Raw genomic sequence first — 22,192 nt, 5'->3', positions numbered from 1 at the left:
ATAATGACCGCCGCCGATAACATTCATCCGATCTTCGACCGTGTTTTGAGGCGCTCCGAGAAGGAGGCGCGGCTGAAACAACGGGCCCGGGTGATCTGGCTTTATGGGTTGTCGGGATCGGGCAAAAGCACGCTCGCGGTGGCGCTGGAGCGGAGGCTTTTTGCAGAGGGGTTCACAACGCATTTGTTGGATGGCGACAATGTGCGCAGCGGGTTAAATCGCGGGCTGGGTTTTAGCGATGCTGACCGCGTGGAAAATATCCGCCGTGTGGCTGAAGTGGCGAAGCTGTTCGCGCACGCGGGCGTGGTCCCGATCTGCTCGTTTATCACGCCGTTGAAAGCGTTGCGGGAGTCGGCGCGCGAGATCATAGGTGCGGAGGATTTTTTCGACGTTTACGTGAAGGCGTCGTTTGAAACGTGCGCTCGTCGCGACCCGAAGGGGCTCTATGCGAAAGCGGGCGCGGGTGGCGTGAAGCAGTTCACCGGTAAAGATTCCGCGTTCGAAGAGCCGGCGGCGGGCGAAGTTTCTCTGGTGATCGACACCGAGGCGGAGTCGCCCGAGGCGTCGCTGGATCATCTGCACGCGGCGGTGCGTCCTAACATTTCCCTTACATGAGTTCGTACAACCTGACCCATCTCGCGCAACTGGAGCACGAGGCCATTTTCATCATGCGCGAAGTCGCCGCGCAATTCGAGCGGCCGGCGCTTCTGTTCTCCGGCGGCAAGGACTCCATCGTGATGGTGCGCCTGGCGCAGAAGGCGTTCGCGCCGTCGAAGATCCCGTTCCCGCTCGTGCACATCGACACCGGGCACAATTTCACGGAGGCCATCGAGTTTCGCGACTGGCTCGCGAAGGATCTCGGTGCGCGTCTCATCGTCCGCTACGTGGAAGACTCGATCAAGGCGGGGCGCGCGACTGAAGAGAAGGGGCTGAATCCTTCGCGCAACGGTCTCCAGACGGTGACGCTGCTCGACGCGATCGAGGAGCTGAAGTTTGACGCGTGCCTCGGTGGTGCGCGTCGTGACGAGGAGAAGGCCCGCGCGAAGGAGCGTTTCTTTTCGCACCGCGACGAGTTCGGCCAGTGGGACCCGAAGAACCAGCGGCCGGAGCTTTGGAATCTGTTCAACGGGCGCAAGAATCACGGCGAGCATTTCCGCGTGTTCCCGCTCTCCAACTGGACCGAGATGGACATCTGGCAGTACATCACGCGCGAAAAAATCCCGCTGCCGAATCTCTACTTCTCGCACAAACGCGAAGTCGTGAACCGCGGCGGCACGTTGCTGGCGAACACGCCGTTCATCACGTTGCTGCCGGGCGAAAAGTTTGAAGAGCGGATCGTGCGTTTTCGTACGGTGGGCGACGCGACTTGCACTGGCGCGGTCGAGTCCACGGCCTCCACGCTCGGCGACATCGTCCAAGAAGTCGCTTCGGCACGGCAGACCGAGCGCGGCACTCGCGCCGACGACAAGCGCTCAGAGACCGCGATGGAAGACCGCAAGAAAGCCGGCTATTTCTAAACCGGCGCTCTTCGCATCGCTCCGACGAAACTATCTCCGATTTCAAACAACAGCACTACGCGTCAACGCGTGTCCGCAACCGAATCCATGTCTCACTCCGACGCTCATTATCTTTCCATGGACCTGCTCCGCTTCACCACGGCGGGCAGTGTCGATGACGGCAAATCCACTTTGATCGGACGTCTCCTTTATGACTCGAAGGCGATCTTCGAGGACCAACTCGACGCCATCGAGCGCGCCACCGAACAGCGCGGCGAAGAGCATCTGAATCTCTCGCTCCTGACGGATGGTCTGCGCGCCGAGCGCGAGCAGGGCATCACGATCGATGTCGCGTATCGCTACTTCGCCACGCCGAAGCGTAAGTTCATCATCGCGGACACGCCCGGCCATATTCAATACACGCGCAACATGGTGACGGGCGCCTCCACGGCCAACCTCGCCATCATCCTGATCGACGCGCGCAAAGGCGTGATCGAGCAGACCTGCCGCCACTCGTTCATCGCGTCGCTGCTGCGCATCCCGCACATCGTCGTCTGCGTGAACAAAATGGACCTCGTCGATTTCAAAGAGGAGGTCTTCAACACCATCGTCGCGCAGTACACGGAGTTCGCATCGCGCCTCGAAGTGGCGGACATCAAATTCATCCCGATCAGCGCGCTGCACGGCGACAACGTCGTCGATAAGTCGGAGAAGATGCCGTGGTACAAGGGCTCGCCGCTGCTCTACACGCTCGAAACGGTGTACATCGGCAGCGACGCGAACCACATCGATCCGCGTTTCCCGGTGCAGACGGTGATCCGTCCGAACACCGACGATCATCACGACTTCCGCGGTTTCGCGGGGCGCGTGGCGGGCGGCGTTTTCAAAGTCGGTGACGAAGTGCTCGCGCTTCCGTCGGGATTCACGTCGAAGATCAAATCGCTGCACGGTCCGGATGGCGAAACGTCGGAAGTGTTTTCGCCGATGTCGATCGCGATGACGCTCACGGACGAGATCGATATTTCGCGCGGCGGGATGATCGTGAAGCCGAACAACCAGCCGCAGATCAGCCAGGATGTGGAGGCGATGCTGTGCTGGTTTTCGCCCAACAAGCTCAATCCAAACGGCAAATACATCCTCCGCCACACGACGCGTGAAGTGAAGTGCGCGATCAAGGCGGTCCGCTATAAGATGAACATCAACACGCTTCACAAGGTCGAGGGCGACACTGAGATCGGCATGAATGATATCGGTCGCGTGCAGATCCGCACGGCGTCGCCGCTGTTCTTCGATGCGTACAAGCGCAACCGGAACACGGGCAGCCTCATCCTCGTCGATGAGCAGACGAATGCCACGGTCGGCGCGGCGATGATCATCTGAGTTCTGCTCGTATCACGTCTCTATTTAGCCGCGTCGAAACTGACGCGGCTTTTTTGTGCATAGGCCGGAGGAGTGTTTTACGGCCAGATTGCCAAACTTGGAAAACTCACGTGGGCTCAGCGGCGAATGAGTGCATCGCCTTCGCCTTTGATGATCTGGCTCGCTGCTACGCGTCCACGCACGCTGCCCGCGGCGATAGCGCCTGTGCTGGTGGGCTCGGCGTTTGCGTGGGGTGACCGGGCGTTTGTGTGGCCGGCGGCAGTGGCGTGTCTTGGGTTCGCGTTGCTGATCCAGATCGGGACGAATTTCGCGAACGACTATTACGACTTCATCAAGGGCGCGGACACGGCGGAGCGGGTTGGACCGCGTCGCGCGGTGGCCTCCGGGCTGGTGACGCCGCTTGCGATGAAGGCGGCGATGACGGGCGTGTTTGTGGCGGCGTTTTTGGTCGGGTTGTCGCTTCTTAATTATGGCGGCTGGCCGCTGCTGGTGATCGGGGTGGCGAGCATTGTGTGCGGCGTCGCGTACACCGGTGGACCGTATCCGCTTGGCTACAACGGGCTGGGCGATCTCTTCGTGTTTATCTTTTTCGGACTGGTGGCTGTGTGCGCGACTTACTTCGTGCAGGCGGGTGAGGTGACGCAGGAGGTGTTTCTTGGATCGGTCGGCATCGGGCTGCTGGCGGCGAATATTCTGGTCGTGAATAATTATCGCGATGTGGAGACGGATGCGAAGGCGGGTAAGCGGACGCTCGTGGTGCGGTTTGGGCGGCGGGCGGCGCGCGTTCAGTTCGGGGTCTCGCTTGTCGTGGCGTTCACGATGCCGGTGCATCTGATGCTGCGCGGGGATTACGAGCCGGTGATTTTGCTGCCGCTGGCGATTGCGCCGCTGGCGTTGCGGCAGATGCGACGGCTGGAAGCGTCGGAGACACCGGCGGAGTTGATCGTGTTGCTCGGTGACACGGGGAAACTGCTGGCGCTGTACGCGGTGCTGTTGAGCGTCGGCGTGGTGTTTGGCTGATTTTATTCGCCGATGAAGCGGCGGAAGAATTCGTCGAAGCGGAGGAGTCGGTCGATGCGCTGGGCCGGATCGCCGGAGCGGCTGAGCTCGTGGGTGGCGTTGGGATAGCGTACGTACTCGACGGGGCGGTTGAGGACTTTGAGGGCGCGGAAGAGCATTTCGCTCTGGGCAGTGCCGGTGCGGCGGTCGTTGTCGCCGTGCTCGATCAGGAGCGGTGTGACGATGTGCTCGGCGTGGGAGAGCGGGGATTGGGCGTCGAGGAGGCGGCGGACGAACGGCTGCCACGGGTAACCGCCAAAATGATACGGGACGAGACGCCAGGCGCTGCCCTCGCCGAAGAAAGTGGCGAGGTCGTAGATGCCGCGCTGGGCGACGGCGGCTTTGAAGCGTTTGTCGTGGCCGACGATCCAGGCGGCGAGGTAGCCGCCGTAACTGCCGCCGGAGAGAACGAGTTTTTCTTTGTCCACCCAGGGTTCGGTGCAGGCTTGGTCGGTGGCGGCGAGGACGTCGGAGGCCGGGCCGGGGCCCCAGTTTTGGAAGCTGCCTTTTTGGAATTCCTGGCCGTAGCCGGAGGAGCCGCGAGGGTTGCAGAAGAGGATGCCGTAGCCGCGTGAGGCGAAGAATTGAAATTCGTGCCACATGCCGGCGTCGGTCGGGCCCCACATGGCGTGAGGGCCGCCGTGGATGGCGACGAGGAGCGGGTATTTTTTCCCGGGTTCTAGGAAGGTGGGCTTGATGAGCCAGGAGTCGATTTTGGTGTTGTCGCTGAGAGTGAGCTGGCGGCGGACGGGGACGGAGATGGATTTGGTGCGGAGCCACTCGCTGTTGTGCGCGGTGATGAGGCGGTATTCTTTGGTCGCGAGGGTGAGGCGGTGGAGTTCGTAGGGGTTGGCGGCTTGAGAGAGGACGACGATGCCGTGGGTGGCGCCGATGTCGTAGGCGCGGATGGCGTTGGTGACGCCGGTGAGGACTTCGGGATCGGCGGAGCCGTCGGCGCGAACGCGGAAGAGCGGGTGGCCGCCGTTGGCGGTGGCGGTGAAGTAGACCTGCGTGCCGTCGGCGGACCATTTGGGGCGGGAGACGTTGCGGTCGATTTTGGCGGTGAGGATTTTGCGGTTGGTGCCGTCGCCGGCGATGACGCCGAGCTGGGTTTGTCCGTAGGAGTTGAGCGAGAGATCGTCGGAGAGAAAGGCGATGGTGCGGGCGTCGGGCGAAGCGGTGGGACGGGTGTAGGCGAAGTTGGGCGTGTAGAGAATGGTGCGGGGCGCGGCGCCATCGAGACCGACGCTCCAGAGGGCACGATCGAGAACGCGGTCGGGGTGAATTTCTCCAGGTGACTCGGCGCTGAAGACGACGCGCGGGCCGTCGGGGAGGTTGACCCATTCGGCGCCGTCGGCGCTGAGGAAGCCGGGGGTGAGGAGTTGGGCGGCGGCGTTTTCCTCGGCGGGGGCGACGTAGAGGTGAGTGAATTCTTCCTCGGGCGCGAGGTCGCTGTCGCCGATGAATTCGAGGCGGGTGAGGACGCGGGGATTGCCGGCGGCTTCGCGGCGGTCGAGCCAGCGGCGCTCGGCTTCGCGGGTGCCGTTGAGGCGTGCAGTTTCGTTTTTATCGGAAGCGGACGTGGCTGTGTCGTGGGATGGTTTGGGGCGGCCGGGGCGTTCGTCGGGCCAGGCGGAGAGGGTTTGGGCGTTAGGAGATTGGGCGAATTCGTCGCGGACTTCGGAGAGCGTGAGTGTGGAGGAGAAGAGGAGTTTGGTGCCGTCGGGCGACCAGCGGGGGTGGGTGGCGCCATTGGGGATCGCGGTGATGCGGAAGGCTTCGCCGCCGGGGCCGAGCGGGAGTACCCAGATTTGTGGGACGGATTTTTCGAAGCGGACAAAGGCGATGCGGTCGCCACTCGGATGCCAGACGGGGAAGGAGGCGCTGCCGTCGCCGCGGGTGAGCTGGCGGGGGCCGCCGATGCCGTCGAGCGGGATCATCCAGATGCGCGTGCGGTAGGCGTACTCGCCGGGATTGGCGGTGGATTCCTCGATGCTGCGGACGGTGTAGACGACGCGGGTGCCGTCGGGAGAAATCGCGGGAGCGCCGAGCTGTTTCAGGTTAAGGAGGTCTTTCGCGCTAATGAGGCTGTCGGGCGACTGGGCGGAGAGCGGCCCGAGGAGGACGACAAACAGCAGGGCGGAGAAAAACGCGCGGGGGAGGCGAATCATGGGGATTGGCATTCGGCGGACGCGGCACATGGTCTGGGATTTTCCGATGACGGCGAACCGATTCTACTCTGACTTCGACACGCAGACGCTCGATGGAGCCCGCAAGCCCGATTACCGCAGCGCGTTTCAGATCGATCGCGACCGGCTCATTCATTCGCACGCGTTTCGGAAGCTGCAGTCGAAGACGCAGGTGTTTCTTTCCGGAGAGTACGATTTCTACCGGACGCGGCTGACGCACTCGATGGAAGTGGCGCAGATCGGGCGCTCGATCTGCAATTTCCTGAAGTCGCGTGGCGGACCGCTGGCGGATGATTTTTTCATCGATGGCGATCTGGTGGAGGCGGTGTGTCTGGCGCACGATCTGGGGCATCCACCGTTTGGACACTCGGGGGAGCGGACGTTGCAGGAGCTGATGAAGGCGCATGGCGGGTTCGAGGGGAACGCGCAGACGCTGCATCTGCTGACGGAGACAATTTATCAGAATGAAACGTCGGTGCGCGGGATGCATCCGACGCGGGCGCTGCTCGATGGCGTGTTGAAATACAAGAAACTGTACCGCGAGTACGCGGCGGTGCCTGAGAAGCATTTTCTCTACGATCCGCAGGTGCGGTATCGGGATTTCGTTTTCGATAACGCGGAGATCCCAGCGGCGCTGCACGAGGGGAAGGCGTTTAATAAATTCAAGGCGGTGGAGTGCCAGATCATGGACTGGGCGGATGACTCGGCGTACTCGCTCAATGATATCGTGGACGGGGTGAAGGCGGGGTTTCTGACGATTGACCGGATCGAGGCGTGGGCGGCGGCGGAGGGGATCGACGCGGAGCAAGAGCAGCATTTGCAGGCGCTGGTGGCGGCGATCCGCGGGGACCGGCTGGAATCGGTTTTTGCGGCGAAGGTGGGCTGGTTCATCACGTCGTGCCGGTTGCGGGAGCGGGAAAACTTCATGTCGGCGAAGACGAATCGTTATCGCTACGAGCTGGTCGTCGCACCGGAGGCGGAGCGTGAGGCGAAGTTTTTCAAGCGGATGGCGAACGATATTATTTTCGAGAGTCCGCAGCTGCAGCAGATCGAGTACAAGGCGCGGCGGGTGTTGATGAATCTCTGGCAGGCGGCGTGGGAAAACTATGTCGAACGCGGCGAGCGCGTGATTGGGATTTTGCCGCCGCGCGTGGGGAAGTTGATCGAGGCGGAGACGACGCCGGAGGGGAAGGCGCGGCGGATCTGCGACTGGCTGGCAGGGCTGACGGACGGGACGATCGTGCGGACTTACCGGCGGTTGTTCGACCCGGAGTTTGGGAGCATCCGGGATTTGAGCTGAGATTTAACCACAGATTTCACGGATGGGCACCGGATGTCGGAGTCGGTTTCGATCCGGCCTGAGCGAGGTCAGGCCCTACGGAGAAATGAGGTCGGCGGCCTGGCGGGCGGCGGCGCGGGTGCGGAGGGCTTCGACGGGGCGGTCGGTTTTTTCCTGGAGGTCGGCGAGGCGGTTGAGGGCGATGGCGCCGTCAGCGAAATACCGATACGTGGCGGCGATGTCGGCGGCGCGCTGGCAGCGGGACTCGGCGGTGGCGAGGTCGGCGCGAGCTTCGGCGAAGGCGGCGAGTTTGAGCTGGGCGGCGATGTAGCGGGGGAGACTGGCGTCGCGCTCTGCGGGAGGGCCGGGGTTTTCGTCGAAGAGAGAGACGAAGAGGGCGTACTGGCGCTCGGCGGCGGCGGAAGCGTTGCCCTTGGCGAGTTGGAGGAGTCCGCGGTTGGTGGCGATGGAGAGATCGGGGCGGAGAAGTCGGCCATGCGGTCGTAGTGGGCGAGCGCGGCGGAGGTGTCGCCGGATTGGAAGATGAGCTGGCCGAGGAGGTGTTGGGCGGGGGCGTTGCGCGGGTTGATGGCGAGGATGGCGGCGGCGAGGGAGAAGCGGGTGGCGCGGGCGGCGGGTGATGCGCTGAAGAGCCAGCCGAGGTGGTGGCGGAGAGACTGGCCCTCGAGGGCTTCGTCGGTGGCGTCGGGTGTGGATTTGCCGAGGAGGAGGCGGGCGATGCGGCCGTCGCGGAGTTTCCAGATGGCACCGTCGAGGATGAAGTGGTGAACGTTCACGAGCGCCATGAAGATGAGGAAGCTCTCGACGAAGTCGTGGCCGAGCGCGCGGCTGGCGAGCCAGGGGCCGGGGATGAAGAGGGCGATGCCGCCGACGATGAGGGCGAGGTAGTAGCGCCAGAAAGAGAAAGGGCGTGCGGAGGTGGCGGCGTGGGGAGCGGAGGGTGTTTCGCGGCGGGCGTAGAAGCTGGTGATCCAGAGGTATTGGGCGCAGTGCATGAAGGCCAGGGCACCGGCGCTGAAGTAGGAGGCGGGGAGGTCGAGGACTTGGTATCGGGAAAGCAGCGACGGGGCGACGAACCAGAGGGCTTGCGTGAGCGTGAGGAGAAGCGGGGCGAGGAGGGCGGAGCCGCGGAGGGTTTTTCGCAGGCGGAGGAAGGCGGCGGCGGCGCTGACGAGGAAGACGAGGGCGAAGAAGAGGCGGAGCGGGGTGGCGACCGTTTCGGGGATGCGGAGGCTGAGGAAGTAGGAGTCGCTCTCGACGATGCTGTGGAGGGTGAGGAACCAGACGGCGAAGGAGGCGACGTAGGAGGTGTAGAGCCACTGGCGGGCGGCGGGATCGGGATGAGCGCCTGAGCGGCGGACGAACATCTGGGCGATGCCGAAGTTCTGGCCGGTGTAGTGCCAGGGGCTCCAGGTGAGGTAGAGTGTGACGACCCAAGGGAAGAGAGCGGGGACGACATGCACCAGCACGAGCGTGAGCATGAGCACGGTGACGTAGATCGTGAAGAAGCGGTACTTTTTGAAATCACCGGCGGTCCCGTAGGCGCGGTGGATCGTCGCCATGTAGTGCGGGTTGTTGCAGAAGATCGCGAGGAGGGAGAACGCGAAGGCGACGGGGAGTGCGTGTTCGCGCTGGAAGAAAAACGTCAGCGCGAGCAGCGGGAGCGACCAGGCACCGCAGCCGATGAGGAGATCGAGCGCGGGGGGAGTGGAGCCAGAGACGGGAGGTGGCTGCGGGACTTGAGGAGGGCGGAGAGGTCGGGCGCACGCTGATGGGGATATCTATCCCGAAGAAGCGCGGTGGACGGAATCCATAAATTCAGACGTGCTGATCGAAAACGTCAGCAAAGTTTGCCGACCAAGTTCCACGGTTCACGGTCATTTGAAGAGAAAAGCCGATGCGCGGGCGCTGGCCGTTCATTTTTCGCTAATGTCGAGCAGAACGCCGTAGCTTAAATTTTCTTCCAGAAAGGCATACGTGGCCGTTCCGTAGCCATCGATACCCCAGCGTGTGCCATAGGAGTTTTTGAAAATGAAGACGGTGTTTTCGAGCCGTCCACCCGTTGATTTGTAGCCTACGATCGTCACTGCGTGGCCTCCGTCCTGATTGGTGCGTTGTTTATCGAGATAGCCGGTTTTATAGATACCGGCATTTTCTACGGGCCAAGACATGCCAATTGGAACCGGCACGCCGGCGTTCAGTGCATGGATGATGTTGGCGAGTATATCCGGCTGGGTCTTTCCTGGAAGAATATGGCAGGCCACCTGTAATTTCGTGCGTGCTTCCTGAATGATTTCTTCGGAGGGATCATCGATCAAATCGGAGCTGCGATAGGGCACACGCTCGCGTTCGGGAATACCGTACGCGCGTAAAGCGGTGACGACATCGAGTAACCTGAATCCTTCATCAGGCGGTGGTGCTTCCGCGGAAATGATTCCGCCAGCCACAGTGGCTTTCACTGATTGTGGCGTGAAGGCAGGCCGGTTCAGGGTTTTTCGGGTGGCCCATTGCAGATACTCCTCGGAGTAGCGTTGAGGATGGCCTGTAATCTCAGCTGCTTGCAGCTCCAGCGCACTAACGATTGCGAAAATCGCACAACTGGAGCGAGCCCCTTGATTTTTGATCCACAGGCCGAGCTCATTGTAACGGGGACGCAGGTCGATGCCGGCCCGAATATCGGGCTCGCTGCCGAAGGTGCGCAACAGAACGTCCAAAGTATTCTCTTTTTTAGATTCTCGTGCCTGGGCTACGAGCTGCACGGCATTGGCTTTTTTCTGGGCGGCGAGTTGTTCCTGGCGGAGTTTTGCGGCTGCTGCGGCTGCGGCTTTTTGTTTTTCGGCCTCGGCGGCGGCTGCGTCGGGGTTGTAGCCGAAGCGTTGCTGGAGATCGGGGGAGAGGTCGCGGAGGCGGAGGGAGGCGATGCCGCCGGCGTGCTGGATCATCGCGGTCTGGGCGGAGATGGTGCGGATGCGGACCTGGGTGTAGGTGATCTGCCCGACCGTGATCGAGTCGAGCGTGGCGCCGGCGACGAGCGGAGCTGGCGCGGGCGTATCGGGAGTCTGGGCACGCAGGGAGACGGCGATGGCGCAGAGGGCGAAGGTGCCGATGACGGCGAGGGGGATCAGGGGATGGGTGCGGGCCGGGCTCATGCGTGGAGGTTGTGCACATGAGGGTGGTGGCGGCTGAAATGGTGGCGCAATGCGCTGACTGTTAAGGCGGTGTGAATCGCGGTGGTGCAGGCGATGTGCGGGAGGGTGTGAAGCAGGCGCTAACGTGCGGGGAGACAGGAGGTGCGATGGGGGCGGAGCGATATGAACGAACGATTGTTTTTGGGGGTTCGGGGGGACGGATTTTTAACCACAGATTTCACGGATGAGCACGGATGGGGAAAACTGAAGGCGTGTTCATTTGTGAGATCGTTGGTCGGCATACCGTCGTGAGGGCGCTCTTGGGAGGCGGGTACAAAAAAGGCGAGCCGAGGCTCGCCTTGATAAAGCGGTGCCGGGGCACCGCACTCTATGACGGACTTACTTGCCGAGGCTCTTGCGGAGGTCGTCGAGCTGGCCGGCGGAGCCGAGGAGGACGTTGCGGCTGGCGATGAACTTCGCGTACTCGACGATGAAGATCTTGCCGGGTGGGCGGAAATCGAACTCGGCGGGTTTGTCGCGGAAGAACTCGCGGTGGACGCGGGTCCAGACGAGGCGGCCGTCGGTATCGATGTTGATCTTGGTGACGCCGAGTTTGGCGGCGGGGAGATACTCGGCGGGATCGACACCGACGGAATCTTTGATGGTGCCGCCGGCTGCGTTGATGCGGGCGACTTCATCCTGCGGGACCGAAGAGGAGCCGTGCATGACGAGCGGGAAGCCGGGTTTGCGGGCCTTGATCTTTTCGAGGACGTCGAAGTGGAGCGATTGCTTGCCCTTGAACTTGAAGGCGCCGTGGGAGGTGCCGATGGCGCAGGCGAGGGAGTCGCAACCGGTGAGTTTGATGAACTCTTCGGCTTCGGCGGGATCGGTGAGGGTGGCGTGGCCGTCTTCGACTTTGATGTCTTCTTCGACGCCGCCCAACATGCCGAGCTCGGCTTCGACGGAGAGACCTTTGGCGTGAGCGCGTTCGACGACGCGTTTGGTGATCTCGACGTTTTTCTCGAAGGGATCGTGCGAGGCGTCGATCATGACGGAGCTGAAGAAGCCTGAGTCGATACAGTCGTAGCAGGTGGCTTCGTCGCCGTGGTCGAGGTGGACGGCGTAGATGGCTTCGGGGAAAATTTCGCCGGCGGCGCGGATGATGGCCTCGAGCATGCGCTTGTCGGTGTAGCTGCGCGCGCCCTTGGAAATCTGGATGATGAACGGAGCTTTGGAGTCGATGGCGCCCTTGAAGAGACCCATCGCCTGCTCGGCGTTATTGATGTTGTAGGCGCCGATGGCGTACTTGCCGTAGGCGTGTTTGAAGAGTTGCGCAGTGGTAACGATCATAAGCGGGTGTGGTTGTGAAAGCGGACCGTAGCGAGCGGCCGGGAGCACGGACAAGGGTTAATTCGCGGACAGGTGGATGAAGAAAATTCAATCAGTAGGGGCATGAGCGGAGGAGATAACGGAGCGGTGGGGATGAGGATGAGTGGTGATGGGCAAGATATGCGGAGCGAACGGTGTAGGGCGGGGGCGGAGTGAGTGGGACAAACAGGAAAATGAAAAAGCCGCGCGATGAGGCGCGGCTTGAGGAGAAGGCAGAATTTTTTGGACAGGATTAACGGGAGGGACTGGATTTCCGGAGGAGGTACTCGCGAGGTGAGGGCACCCCGCCTACAAGGGCTAGTTGGTGCGGCGGGCCTGAGATTGGGGGCGCATGAGCTCGCGGAGTTTTTGGGCGTTTTGCTGGGAGGCTTGTTGATCCTGGAGGACTTTGAGCTGAGCGGAGGAGAGGACGGACTGGGCTTGGGTGATCATGGCGTCGGTGATGGTGGTGTTGCCACCGCCGCCGAAGTTACCGCCGCCGCCCATGACGAAGTTGCCGCGGGGATTGCCGTTGTTGTTGTTGCCGGTGCCGGCGGTGGAGCCTTGGGAGAGGATTTGAACGAGGGCCTGGCTCTGGGTGTCGGTCATGGGCGAGGCGGCGTAGCTCATGACGTTGTTGAGTTGATCGACGGTGTCGCGCTGGCGGCTGGTGGCGTTGTAATTCTGATACTGTGAGAATTTATCCTGGCCGATGGCGGCGATGATGGCGGCGTCGGTCTCGGCGTTGGCCTCGGCTACGAGCTTGCGGAGTTCGTCGCGGTTTTCACGGGGGTTGAGTCCGGATTCGCGGGCGGCCATGTCGACGTCGCGCATGGCGGTTTGTTTTTCGATGAGGAGGTTTTTGAAGGTCTCTAGCTGAGCGGGGGAGAGGTTGAGTTGTTTGAAGAGGGCGGCGTAGCGGTTATCGAGGCCGGCCTTTTGCTGTTCGGACATGAGCTTGATGACCTCGGGGTTGTTCATGAGGGCCATCATCTCGGCGCGGCGGGCGTTGTTGGGGCCTTGGTCGCGGTCGGGGCCGCTGCGGCGTTCGACGATGGCGGCTTCGGTGGGAGGAGCGGGCGGGGTTTCAGGACCGGGGGCAGATTGGAGGGCGGCGAGGCGGGCTTCGAGGTCGGCGGCGTGGCGTTCGGCGGCGGCGAGTTTTTGGAGGAGGGCGTCGTGATCGGAGGCGGTGGCGACGGTGATTTGGGCGCGCTGGTGTTGCTGCCAGGCGAAGACACCGGTGGCGACGGTGATCAAGGCGAGTGCGGCGATGAGGAGATTTTTCTGGGAGTTCACGTTGTGCAGCTATGACGCGCTGGTGGCTGGGAAAGTTTCATCGGAGTGCGGGACGTGCGCGTCGGGCGACAGATCAGTGTCGGGCAGCGCGGAGTTTTCGACCGTGGCTCACGCGAAGGCGCCAAGGCGCGGAGAAATTACGGATCAGCGGGTGAGGCGGACGGTGTTGTGGCGGGGCCAGTTGTTGTGGCCGCCGAGAAGGGAGTGGAGAACAGCGCCGGGGTGGGCGGTGGCGAGGGCCTGGGCGTGGGAGAAGGGGATGATGTCGTCTTCGAGCGCGGCGTAGATCTCGACGGGGCCGCGGTAGTCGCGGAGTGCGGCGATGTTATCCCAGCGGTCGCGGAGCATGAGGCGGATGGGGAGCAGGCGGAAGCGGGCGGCGGCGGCGTTGGCGAGGGTGTCGAAGGGGGTGAGGAGGACGATCTTGTCGGGCGGGACGGAGGCGAGGGCGAGTTCGCAGGCGGGGCCGGAGCCGATGGATTCGCCGATGACGGCGATGGGTGTGCCCGGATTTTGGGTACGCAGGTGCCGGTAGGCTTCGAGGGCGGCGGCGTTGAGGGATTCGCGGGAGGGTTTGCCGGGGCGGAGGCCGAAGCCGGGGTATTCGAGGACGTAGAGGGAGTCGGTCGCGTCGAGGAGCGGGAGAATGTAATCGCGGTGCTCGGCCTGGCCGGCGTTGCCGTGAAGCATGAGCCAGAGCGTGCGGGGAGAGCGGACTTCGCGGGCGTAGCCGAGGGTCTGGCCACCGGAAGTCCAGGAGCGCAGCGTGGTGGTCGGGCGTGTTTCAGCCGTTGCGGCGTAGAGGATCGTGCTCTGGCGGAAATAGACGTCGAGCAGGAGGAATCCGTACGCGAAGACGACGAGGGCGAGCAGGGCGTAGAGGATTTTCATGGGAGCAGCATACGGTGTTGGTTGCGCTGTCTGAGACGGGGACCGGGCTGCGGCGATGGCGGGGTTTTATCTTCGTTCCTGAAGGCTGACGTAGATCTCGGTTTTTTCTGGGGCGACATCGCCGAGGGTGAGGGAAACGGTGCGCTTCTCCAGGGTCCAGTTGCTGGTGATGCGATAGGTTTTGGCGGGGCCGCTGTTGTCTTCGCTGCGGGCGGTTTCCTTCCACCCGGAGGCTTCGAGGGCTTTTTCGTAGAAGGCGATGAGGTCGGCGGCCTTGGTGGTGGCGGCGTGGTAGTAGGCGTATTCGCGGATCAATGCCGGTTCGCGCGATGAGGAGTAGGACGTGCGGGTGACGGAAGGAGGGCGGGGGAAGCCGGCGGGATCACGGGCGCCTTTATCGTCGGGGGACGTTTCGGCGGAGGCGATGGTTTTGGTGGAAAGCGTTTGGGCGGGATCGAGTTCGCGCGGGATGATCTTTGTGGCGGGAGGAGGGGTTGCGGTGGGGACGGGCTGGGGAGTGAAGGCGGCGGGGGACGCGGGTGTGGCGGGTTGAGCGAGGCCGTTGCCGGTCCAAGTGCTCATGGATTCGCAGAAGAGTTCGGCGCGGAGTTTGAGGAGGGTGGAGGCTTCGACGGGCGGCTGGGCGAGGCGTTTGAGGCCGAGCTTGGTAAGCTGGAGGGTGAAGAGCGGGGTGTGCAGGTCGGAAGAGAGGAGTTGGAGGGTGCCGTTTTTGTAGGGGACGGCGGAAAGTGTCTGCGGTGACGGGGTGGAGGGATTGGGGAAGAAGCTGTCGCGCCAGGCCTGCCAAGCTGTGATGTCGGCACCGCCGATAGTGACGGTGAGGTCGGGGACGGTGAGCGGGCCTGGGGTGTAGCGCGTGGTGGAGCCGCTGGTGACGGTGATGCTGGCGCGGCGGATCGTGAAGGCGTCGATTTTGGATACGCCGGTGGCGGGCAATCCGGGAAGGGTGAGGGAAAAGTTGGCAGTGGAGTCGCTATTGCGTGTACCGCCGGCGGAGGCAATCGAGGCGGTTGCGGAGGTGACGGACGTGTGATCGGCCTGGAAAACGAGTTTCACGCGGACGGGTATGCGGGCGGAGGCATCGAGTGCGGGGAAGTGGATTTCGGTGAGCAGGGCACCGCTTGCCTGTAGATTTTCGCCGACGGGCTGGCCGGAGCCATCGAGGCTGGAGAGGAGGAGCGTCCGCTTCGTCTGAGCGCCGCTCAGCATTTCGGATACGACGGTCTGGAGAGCGGGGGAGAAGGGCATCGCTGCCTCGATGGTGATGGGTTCGTAGGCGATGGGGCCGAGGCTCTTTTGCGGGGTGGCGAGGCCGGGGCCTTGCGAGAGGACGATGGCGGCGTGTGGTTCGCCACCGGTCCAAGAGATCATTTCGGCGCAGCCGGTGCCGTCGATGGCGACGACCTGGGTGGCGACAATGGCGGTGCGGGTGTTGAGCGCGGCGTGCGCGAAAGTGGCGACGGAAAGGAGGGAGGCTGCGAGGAGTAGCGATTTCATCGTCGTGAGAAACAGGGTGTTGGCAGAGCGGGGAGCGTGCCGGAGGGGGAATGAAAGGCACGCCGAATTCGGTGGTGCGGGCACGGGCGAACCAGAGGCGAGGATGCTGGTGGCGTGAATGCGCAGAAGGCGTTTAGGCGTCTTAGAAAAGGGATGTCTGTACGGGCGTGAGGGCGGCGGGCAGAGGTGTTGCGGTCTTCAAGGCTTGGGCGAGCGGGCAGCGGGCGGGGTCGATGGGGTGGCCCTGGCGGTAGCGGAGGAGGAGGAGGTCGCGGGAGCGTTGGGCGAGTTGCTGGCGGACTTCGCGGCGGAGGCCTTTGACGCGGGCGATCGTCATCGAGTCATAGCCGGTGGTCTGGTGGCGGAGCCAGGCGATGGTGGCGGCCTCGGCGCGTTGCTCGAGGGGGATGCGTTCGGTGCGGGCGACGGTGCCACTGCCGACGGGGGTGGCGTGCGCGGCGATGAGGGTAGCGAGTGTTTCCGCTTCGCGGGTGTAGGTGGGGTGGAAGTTGAGGAATGCGAGGACGGCGGCGCGGAAGTCGGTGGCGTAGGTGTGTTCTTCGCGGGCGCGGCGGAGGCGGCTGGCGTCGAGTTTTTTCTGATACGCGGGGTCGGCCTGTTCGTGTTGTCGCTCGGCGCGGAGGGTCGTGATGGTCGCGGCGGGAGCCCAGATGCCGTGGGAGAAACGTTTGCGGCCTTTGATTTCGAGGACGGTCCAGGTGGGGCCGGCTTCTTTGAGGCGGCGGCTGAGGGCGGCGTCGCCGGGTGGGAGGAGTTCCCAATCGGCCGGAACGAGAAGGACGCGGCCTTCGGCGGTGATGACGTGGCGGGGCTTTTGGCAGAGGCGGACTTCGCGGGTTTCGGCGGGCATGGGCGGGCGGTGGAAGTAGCGAGTAGGGCCGAAGGCGCAGGAGGAATATGGAACTCTGGAAGGCTGGAAACGGAAGGGCTCAGGAAGGAGCTTGGGCGAGGATGAAATCGTGACGGGTGGACTGCGGTCGCAGCAGATGCCGGCCAGAGGCCGGCGCTCCCGGGATCGGAGGCGCGAGCAAGCTCGCGCCCTACAGCGGAGACGTTCGGGCGGAGTTAGCCAGCGGGGGGATTTTCGGGGGCGGCAGGCTCCGCGGCGGTGGAATCGGGTTCGGGCTGGTCGAAGGGGTTGACGCGCTTGGGCTGGCGGTGGCTGGCGAAGGCGAGAATCTCGACGTAAGCATGGGTGGTGCCTTCGGTGGCGGCGAGTTTGTCGAGCGCGGGGATGAGGTCGGCGAGAGCGATGACTTCGGCGGTGGACTGGTCGGGGCCGAGCTTGCAGTTGAAATCCCAGAGGTCGTGGCCTTCGGGGAATTTTTTGCGGCGTTCGCGTTTCAGGTATTTGCGGATGTCGCCTTTGATGGCTTCGAGGACGCGGGCGTCGTCTTTGCCGGGAGTTTGAAAGGGGAAGGATTTCTTCATTTGGGCGGAAGGAATCGGATGTTTTGGGGAGTAGCGAGGAGGTTTCGGAGAAGGAAGCGGAAGAGGGTGGAAAGTAGAGAGTGGACTGGAGAACTTGGCGGAGGAAGGAATGGGGCTCACGCAAAGGCGCTAAGACGCAAAAAAATCAGCGAGGAAGGATTGCGGATAGGAAAGTGACGCAGGAGGGGGAGTGAGTGGTGCGACGTGTAGGGGATTTGCGGAGGGGCGGTTCAGTGTGTCCACGCGGGGAAGGCGGTTGATCGTTTGTGGGGAATTGTGGGTGCTAGGGGTATTCCCTCATGATGCCCCGCTGGACTTTGCCCTGTGTGATTTTTTTGCTGCTCGCGATTGTGGGGGCGTGGTCGTTTCGGAGTGGGGAGGCGGCGGTGGGTGGAGCGGTTGCTTTGAATGTGGCGCAGGGGAATGGTAACCGGTTGAGGGCTGAGGATTTTTCGTCGGCGAGGTGTGGGGTGGAGTCGCTCGCAGGTGTGGGAGCCCGGAGTGGGACGGGCAAAGTGGAGGTGTTGAAGCAGGCGACCTCGATCGGAGCGGGGGCGACGGCGTTGCTGGCGGAGGAGATCGAGTTGCGGGCGCTGGGGGAGTCGGTGGAGCTATCTTTGAGCGAACGGGAGTGGGCGGCACTGGCGGGAGTGACGCTCACTACGCAGGCGGTGCGTCATGCGTATGAGGCGGAGATCGCGGTGGCGGCAGTGAGCGAGGATGGGCGTGGGCGGCTGGAGATCCCTGAGTATGTGGACGCGGGGGCGGCGTTGCGGACGGAGTTTTATGCGGCGCTGTTGAAGGAGCTGGGAGAGTCGGCGGCGATGGAGGTGGTGCGGAAGTTAAGCGAGCGGCTGGAGGGGCGTTTCGCGGGGTTTGGCGCGGCGGTGCAGACACTGGATTTTTCGGCGGGCGACGTGATCGATGCGGTGTCGGGAACGGAGATCGAGGGAAGTGTGACGCGGACGGTGGTGTTTTGGAACGAGAGCGATGCGACGCGGACGCGGAGGGAGACGATTTTCCCGCAGCTGGAAGATCCGGAGGGGGCGCAGTGGGGGGCGTTGCTGGCGCGAGTCGAGGCGGAGCGGAGTAAGAAGAATCGCGGATGAGCAGGAGAACCAACTGTTAGATTGGGTGGGCGCTGGTGTTTCAGCGGAGGATGACGCGGAATCGGTTGATGAATATTTCGGCCGATCTGGAGCGCATCGCACAGCAGGAAGCAGTTTTTGTTTTTGAGAGATTCGACGCGAGCACAGCGTGGGAGCTGGGAGCGCGGATCAAGGCGGTGGCGGAGCGGCGCGGGGTGGCGGTGGCGTTTGATGTGACACTGAACGGGGCGACGGTTTTTTATCACGGGATGCCGGGGACGACGCTCGATCATGCGGACTGGATCCGGCGGAAGCGGAACGTGGCGCAGCGGTTTCAGCGGCCGTCGTATGTGGTCGGGCTGTGGGGCGAGCGGGATAAGACGACTCTGGCGGAATCGCACGGGGCGAGCGTGGCGGATTATGCGCCGCATGGCGGGGCGTTTCCGATTCGCGTGAAAGGTGTGGGCGTGGTCGGTACGGTGACCGTGTCGGGCGTGCCGCAGCGGGACGATCACGGGATCGTGGTGGAGGCGCTGGCGGGGATGTTAGGGAAGGAGCTCGCGGAGGTGGCGCTGGAGTGAAGGTCGGAAAAGGGACTTACGCAAAGGCGCGAAGGCGCAAAGGAAGACCGGAGTAAATGGGGAGGTGGACGACACAGAGGTCGTCCCTCCAGATGAAGATTTGCGGTGGGGGCGCGCCTTAAATGGCGCGGCTACGTTCGGATATTTGGAGGCGTGGACCAGAGGTCGAGCCCTACGAGTTACTCGAAGCCGAGGAGGGAGATGCCCCATTCCTTGGCTTGGGCGAGGACGGCAGGTTTATCGATCATGATGACGCGGCCGACTTCGAGGGCGGCGGCGTGGAGGCTGGCTTCGCGCATCGTCTCGAGTGTGCGCTGGCCGAAGACGGGGACGTCGAAGCGGTAGTCCTGGTGCGTCTTCACGGTTTTCACGAAGAGGGCGTTGTCGGTTTTGAATTCGCCGGCGCGGCGGAGCATGGCGTCGGTGCCTTCGAAGGCTTCGACGGCGAGGACGGTGCCTTTGCGGACGACGCAGCCCTGGCCGATGTCGAGGCGGGCGGATTCCCGGGCGATGTGAATGCCGTGATCGAGGTACTCGCGGTCGATGGGGAATTTGCCGCCGGTCATGACACCGGGCGTGGCGAGCTGGTCGTCGAGGAAGCTGCGGGCATCGAGCATCTGGATACCGAGCTGCTCGATCTCGGAGGCGATGGCGCCGAAGATGGTCTCGGCGTTGCGGCGTTTCAGGGAGAAGAGAATGCGGGCGGCCTTGAAGTCGGGGTGCAGGCCTTTGAAGAGACGCTTGGGGGTGATCTGGCCGGCCATGATGGCGGCGCCGGCGCCGAATTGTTCGAGGGACTTGAGCATCTTGCCGAGCTGGCCGACGAGGAGCTTTTTGCGGTCGGCTTCGGCGAAGGAGTCGTAGAGGTCGGGCCGGGTTTCTTCCTCGAAGGCGATCAGGCGGAGGGGAATGCCGGCGCGGCGGATGGATTGGGCGATGAGGACCGGGTAGAGGCCTTGGCCGGCGATGAGTGCGACGGGTTTTTTAGGATCGAAGGATTTGGGGAGGAATGCGGAGACGGACACGGCGGCGAGGGAGGGAAACGGAAACGAAAGAATGTGGAACTCAGGAAGACTGGAATCGGAGGTGACGGCGGATAGTGTGGCTTGAATGTGGATACAGGAGGAAGGCGAAGCGGTTGAGGGCAATTTTGGGGTCAGGAGGCGAGCGATATACAACCGGCGGGGTTAGGGCTAACCCGCCCTACCAACGGAACGGACGACACGGAGGTCGTCCCTCCAGGCGGACAACGCGGGGCATTGTCTCTGCCACTGTCAGGTCTGGGTGCCGTAGTATTTTTTGTAGCTCCGGTAGTAGCGGTAGTTGGAGTAGTACTCGATGCGGCGGGTGGAGAGGCCGTTGAGGACGATGCCGAGGATGTCGTTTTTGCCGTTATGAAGCGCGCGGATGTAGAGCTTGATGTGCTTGCGGTAGGCTTTGTTGAAGCGGCAGACGTAGACGACTTCGTCGGTGCGCTCGGCGATGAGGAGCGAGTCGGTGACGGCACCCATCGGCGGGGAATCGACGATGATGAGGTCGAAGTGTTTTTTGAGGCGGGCGAGGAGCTGGCCGAAAGCGGGATTTTCCAGGATCTCGGTGGGCGTTTTGGAGCGTCCGCCGGAGCAGAGGAGGGAGAAATTTTCGCTGAGCCTGGTGATGCCGAGGTGCTGATTTTCGGTGAGGTCGCCGTCGAGCGAGGCGCCGTGTTCGAACCAGGTGATGAGGCCGTTGTCGTTGGGCTGGTTGAAGTGGCGATGGACCATCGGGCGGCGGAGGTCGCAGTCGATGAGGAGGGTGCGTTTGCCGTGGCGGGCGAAGCTGGCGGCGAGGTTGGAGGAAACGAGCGTTTTGCCTTCGCCGGGGATGGTGGAGGTGACGAGGATCGATTTGGGGTAATCGAGCTTCGAGTGGATCTTGGCGGAGCTGTAAACGCTGAGGAACGATTCGACGCCGGGGGCTTCGCGGTTTTTGAGGACGAGGGAGTATTTGTCGTCGTCCTTGAGTCCGGAGAGATCGGGGACGATGCCGAGGAGGTGGACGCCGATGAAGTGTTCGACGTCCCACGAGCTCTTGATGCGGTCGTCGATGAAGCTGAGGCCGATGGCGACGCCGACGAAGACGAGGACGAAGAGGCCGATGCTGGTTTTCGCGATGGAGCGGATGTCGGGCGTGTACGGCGCGCCGGCGGGGGTGGCCGGGTCGAGGGGGCGGACGGAGATGCGTTCGAGGTTGCTGCTGGTGGTGGCCTGGCTGAGGCGGTCGAGGATCTGGGTGTAGTTGCCTTTGGCGACGGCGGCCTGGTTTTCGAGGCTCTTGAAGTCGATAGAGAGATCGCGGAGGCGTATCTGCTCCTTTTCGTTCAGCGCGTATTCTTGCTCCAAGGATTTCTCGTTGGCCCGGGATTTTTCGAGGCTGGCGTGGAGGTCGGCGATGGCGAGGTCGGTGGCGCGGGTAAGTTGTTCGCGGGCGGCTTTGATGGATTTCTCCAGCTCGATCATCTTCGGGTGGCGCTCGAAGTAGCGCTGGGCGAGGACGGATTGCTGGCGGGTGAGTTCGGAGAGCTGGGAGCTGACGGCGGGGATGGTGCCGTGGTTGGAGATGGCGGCGATCTCGAGGAGGTTACGGGCGTCTTTTTTGAAGGAGGCTATCTGGTTGTTGAGTTCTTCGAGTTGAAGACGATCGAGGCGGGCGGAGGAGAGGGCGGCGTTAACGGTTTTGAGGCGGTCGCTGACGATGTTGACGCTGCTATCGAGGGAGACGAGGCGCTGCTCCTTCATGTAGGTCTGGAGGCGCTGGTCGGCGACTTCGACTTCCTTGCGGAGCTGTTCGGCGCGGGTGCGGAGCGACTGGACGGCGTATTCGTTTTTCCCGCCGACGTTCATGAGAAGATCCTGCATGAACTGATCGACGTAGCGGTTGGCGATGAGTGCGGCGCCTTCGCCGGAGCGGTGCGTGGCGGTGATGCTGATGAGAAAACTGTTCTTGATCGCCTGGACGCCGATGGAGCCGACGACCTCGTGGATGGACGGCGGTGGCTGGCCGGGCTCGAGGGTGGCCAGGAAAGGCTGCTGGAGCATTTTCACCTCGGCGGGGGTGAGCGACTGGATGACTTTGCCGCGGAGCTTGGCGCTGCCGAGAACCTGGAGGTAGGTGTTGAGCTCGATGTCGCTGTTGATGGAGATGTCCACGATCTCCTGGGAGGTGACGATCTTCTCGGGCTTCTCGATCTGCATGGTCGCGCGGGCCTGGTACATGGGGACGGCGCGGGCTTTCCAGTAGCCGAAGCCGACGGCGACGAGGAGGGCGAGGGGCAGGGCGATCCAGAGGCGCTCGCGGAGGATGATGAGGTAGTCGCGAATAGTGCGGCGCTCGACGAGTTGATCTCCGGATTGGGACGCGTTGGATGGGTTCAGAGGCGAATCGGACATGGAGGCGCGTCAGGA

18 protein-coding genes are annotated in these 22,192 nt (G+C 63.1%); 7 read left to right on the top strand and 11 right to left on the bottom strand.

Going from position 1 to position 22,192, the window contains the following annotated elements; all coding sequences use genetic code 11:
* Window positions 1–3 precede the first annotated feature (3 nt).
* The 4 genes from cysC (at window position 4) to CMV30_RS00860 (ending at window position 3,896) form a co-directional block, all read left to right on the top strand.
* Window positions 4–615, top strand: coding sequence for an adenylyl-sulfate kinase (gene cysC, locus CMV30_RS00875; RefSeq protein ID WP_096054270.1), 612 nt, complete (start codon window positions 4–6; stop codon window positions 613–615).
* On the top strand, window positions 612–1,517 hold the full coding sequence (cysD, locus tag CMV30_RS00870; protein WP_096054269.1) for a sulfate adenylyltransferase subunit CysD: 906 nt from the start codon (window positions 612–614) through the stop codon (window positions 1,515–1,517). Before cysC ends, cysD begins: the two co-directional genes overlap by 4 nt.
* 87 nt (window positions 1,518–1,604) lie before the next feature.
* Window positions 1,605–2,876 carry a sulfate adenylyltransferase subunit 1 gene (locus tag CMV30_RS00865; protein WP_096057546.1) on the top strand — a complete coding sequence of 424 codons (1,272 nt, stop codon included), beginning with the start codon at window positions 1,605–1,607 and terminating at the stop codon, window positions 2,874–2,876.
* 150 nt (window positions 2,877–3,026) lie between these two features.
* Window positions 3,027–3,896 (top strand): 1,4-dihydroxy-2-naphthoate polyprenyltransferase, encoded by an 870-nt coding sequence (locus tag CMV30_RS00860; protein ID WP_245844359.1) that lies wholly within the window; start codon window positions 3,027–3,029, stop codon window positions 3,894–3,896.
* Between the two features lie 2 nt (window positions 3,897–3,898).
* Here CMV30_RS00860 and CMV30_RS00855 read toward each other — a convergent pair whose 3' ends face one another.
* Entirely contained in the window at window positions 3,899–6,106 is a 2,208-nt protein-coding gene (locus CMV30_RS00855) for a S9 family peptidase (protein WP_175414685.1), read from the bottom strand.
* 46 nt (window positions 6,107–6,152) lie between these two features.
* Between CMV30_RS00855 and dgt the strand changes: the two genes are divergently transcribed.
* Complete coding sequence (gene dgt / locus CMV30_RS00850; protein ID WP_096057544.1) at window positions 6,153–7,424, top strand: dGTP triphosphohydrolase; 1,272 nt, start codon at window positions 6,153–6,155, stop codon at window positions 7,422–7,424.
* Between the two features lie 68 nt (window positions 7,425–7,492).
* Here dgt and CMV30_RS00845 read toward each other — a convergent pair whose 3' ends face one another.
* From CMV30_RS00845 to CMV30_RS00805, 8 genes are all read right to left on the bottom strand, one after another.
* A complete protein-coding gene (locus CMV30_RS00845) occupies window positions 7,493–8,986 on the bottom strand; it encodes a tetratricopeptide repeat protein (RefSeq protein ID WP_096054267.1) in 1,494 nt (497 codons plus the stop codon).
* 354 nt (window positions 8,987–9,340) lie between these two features.
* On the bottom strand, window positions 9,341–10,573 hold the full coding sequence (locus tag CMV30_RS00835) for a C1 family peptidase (protein WP_096054265.1): 1,233 nt from the start codon (window positions 10,571–10,573) through the stop codon (window positions 9,341–9,343).
* Window positions 10,574–10,951: 378 nt separating this feature from the next.
* Window positions 10,952–11,902: a class II fructose-bisphosphate aldolase gene (locus CMV30_RS00830; RefSeq protein ID WP_096054264.1), complete on the bottom strand. Its 951-nt coding sequence runs from the start codon at window positions 11,900–11,902 to the stop codon at window positions 10,952–10,954.
* 336 nt (window positions 11,903–12,238) lie between these two features.
* On the bottom strand, window positions 12,239–13,219 hold the full coding sequence (locus CMV30_RS00825; protein ID WP_096054263.1) for a hypothetical protein: 981 nt from the start codon (window positions 13,217–13,219) through the stop codon (window positions 12,239–12,241).
* 144 nt (window positions 13,220–13,363) lie between these two features.
* Window positions 13,364–14,110, bottom strand: coding sequence for an alpha/beta hydrolase (locus CMV30_RS00820; RefSeq protein ID WP_096054262.1), 747 nt, complete (start codon window positions 14,108–14,110; stop codon window positions 13,364–13,366).
* 66 nt (window positions 14,111–14,176) lie between these two features.
* Complete coding sequence (locus CMV30_RS00815; RefSeq protein ID WP_096054261.1) at window positions 14,177–15,628, bottom strand: hypothetical protein; 1,452 nt, start codon at window positions 15,626–15,628, stop codon at window positions 14,177–14,179.
* A 142-nt stretch (window positions 15,629–15,770) separates the two neighbouring features.
* Window positions 15,771–16,499 carry a DUF2293 domain-containing protein gene (locus tag CMV30_RS00810; protein ID WP_096054260.1) on the bottom strand — a complete coding sequence of 243 codons (729 nt, stop codon included), beginning with the start codon at window positions 16,497–16,499 and terminating at the stop codon, window positions 15,771–15,773.
* Window positions 16,500–16,714: 215 nt separating this feature from the next.
* Window positions 16,715–17,080: a DUF6172 family protein gene (locus CMV30_RS00805; protein ID WP_096054259.1), complete on the bottom strand. Its 366-nt coding sequence runs from the start codon at window positions 17,078–17,080 to the stop codon at window positions 16,715–16,717.
* Between the two features lie 299 nt (window positions 17,081–17,379).
* Here CMV30_RS00805 and CMV30_RS19190 point away from each other — a divergent pair, with 299 nt between their 5' ends.
* Window positions 17,380–18,189 (top strand): CRISPR-associated endonuclease Cas1, encoded by an 810-nt coding sequence (locus CMV30_RS19190; RefSeq protein WP_138223059.1) that lies wholly within the window; start codon window positions 17,380–17,382, stop codon window positions 18,187–18,189.
* 68 nt (window positions 18,190–18,257) lie between these two features.
* Window positions 18,258–18,749: a heme-degrading domain-containing protein gene (locus CMV30_RS00790; protein WP_096057543.1), complete on the top strand. Its 492-nt coding sequence runs from the start codon at window positions 18,258–18,260 to the stop codon at window positions 18,747–18,749.
* Between the two features lie 179 nt (window positions 18,750–18,928).
* Here the strand turns inward: CMV30_RS00790 and CMV30_RS00785 are convergent, their stop codons facing one another.
* A complete protein-coding gene (locus tag CMV30_RS00785; RefSeq protein ID WP_096057542.1) occupies window positions 18,929–19,774 on the bottom strand; it encodes an LpxI family protein in 846 nt (281 codons plus the stop codon).
* A gap of 249 nt (window positions 19,775–20,023) precedes the next feature.
* Entirely contained in the window at window positions 20,024–22,177 is a 2,154-nt protein-coding gene (locus tag CMV30_RS00780; protein ID WP_096054256.1) for a GumC family protein, read from the bottom strand.
* Window positions 22,178–22,192 lie beyond the last annotated feature (15 nt).

Origin of the sequence: Nibricoccus aquaticus, from assembly GCF_002310495.1 — a bacterium.
GTDB classification, from domain to species: Bacteria; Verrucomicrobiota; Verrucomicrobiia; order Opitutales; family Opitutaceae; genus Nibricoccus; species Nibricoccus aquaticus.
The sequence above is the reverse complement of the archived record's forward strand: the minus strand, read 5'-3'. Positions and strand labels throughout refer to the sequence as shown.

What these genes read in the sequence shown, in the direction of transcription:
- cysC (WP_096054270.1), top strand. Translation starts at nt 4, where the DNA reads ATGACCGCCGCCGATAACATTCATCCGATCTTCGACCGTGTTTTGAGG.
- CMV30_RS00805 (WP_096054259.1), bottom strand. Translation starts at nt 17,080, where the DNA reads ATGAAGAAATCCTTCCCCTTTCAAACTCCCGGCAAAGACGACGCCCGC.
- CMV30_RS00780 (WP_096054256.1), bottom strand. Translation starts at nt 22,177, where the DNA reads ATGTCCGATTCGCCTCTGAACCCATCCAACGCGTCCCAATCCGGAGAT.
- CMV30_RS00820 (WP_096054262.1), bottom strand. Translation starts at nt 14,110, where the DNA reads ATGAAAATCCTCTACGCCCTGCTCGCCCTCGTCGTCTTCGCGTACGGA.
- CMV30_RS00830 (WP_096054264.1), bottom strand. Translation starts at nt 11,902, where the DNA reads ATGATCGTTACCACTGCGCAACTCTTCAAACACGCCTACGGCAAGTAC.
- CMV30_RS00815 (WP_096054261.1), bottom strand. Translation starts at nt 15,628, where the DNA reads ATGAAATCGCTACTCCTCGCAGCCTCCCTCCTTTCCGTCGCCACTTTC.
- CMV30_RS19190 (WP_138223059.1), top strand. Translation starts at nt 17,380, where the DNA reads ATGATGCCCCGCTGGACTTTGCCCTGTGTGATTTTTTTGCTGCTCGCG.
- CMV30_RS00810 (WP_096054260.1), bottom strand. Translation starts at nt 16,499, where the DNA reads ATGCCCGCCGAAACCCGCGAAGTCCGCCTCTGCCAAAAGCCCCGCCAC.
- CMV30_RS00855 (WP_175414685.1), bottom strand. Translation starts at nt 6,106, where the DNA reads ATGATTCGCCTCCCCCGCGCGTTTTTCTCCGCCCTGCTGTTTGTCGTC.
- CMV30_RS00860 (WP_245844359.1), top strand. Translation starts at nt 3,027, where the DNA reads ATGATCTGGCTCGCTGCTACGCGTCCACGCACGCTGCCCGCGGCGATA.
- dgt (WP_096057544.1), top strand. Translation starts at nt 6,153, where the DNA reads ATGACGGCGAACCGATTCTACTCTGACTTCGACACGCAGACGCTCGAT.
- CMV30_RS00835 (WP_096054265.1), bottom strand. Translation starts at nt 10,573, where the DNA reads ATGAGCCCGGCCCGCACCCATCCCCTGATCCCCCTCGCCGTCATCGGC.
- CMV30_RS00845 (WP_096054267.1), bottom strand. Translation starts at nt 8,986, where the DNA reads ATGGCGACGATCCACCGCGCCTACGGGACCGCCGGTGATTTCAAAAAG.
- CMV30_RS00865 (WP_096057546.1), top strand. Translation starts at nt 1,605, where the DNA reads ATGTCTCACTCCGACGCTCATTATCTTTCCATGGACCTGCTCCGCTTC.
- CMV30_RS00790 (WP_096057543.1), top strand. Translation starts at nt 18,258, where the DNA reads ATGAATATTTCGGCCGATCTGGAGCGCATCGCACAGCAGGAAGCAGTT.
- cysD (WP_096054269.1), top strand. Translation starts at nt 612, where the DNA reads ATGAGTTCGTACAACCTGACCCATCTCGCGCAACTGGAGCACGAGGCC.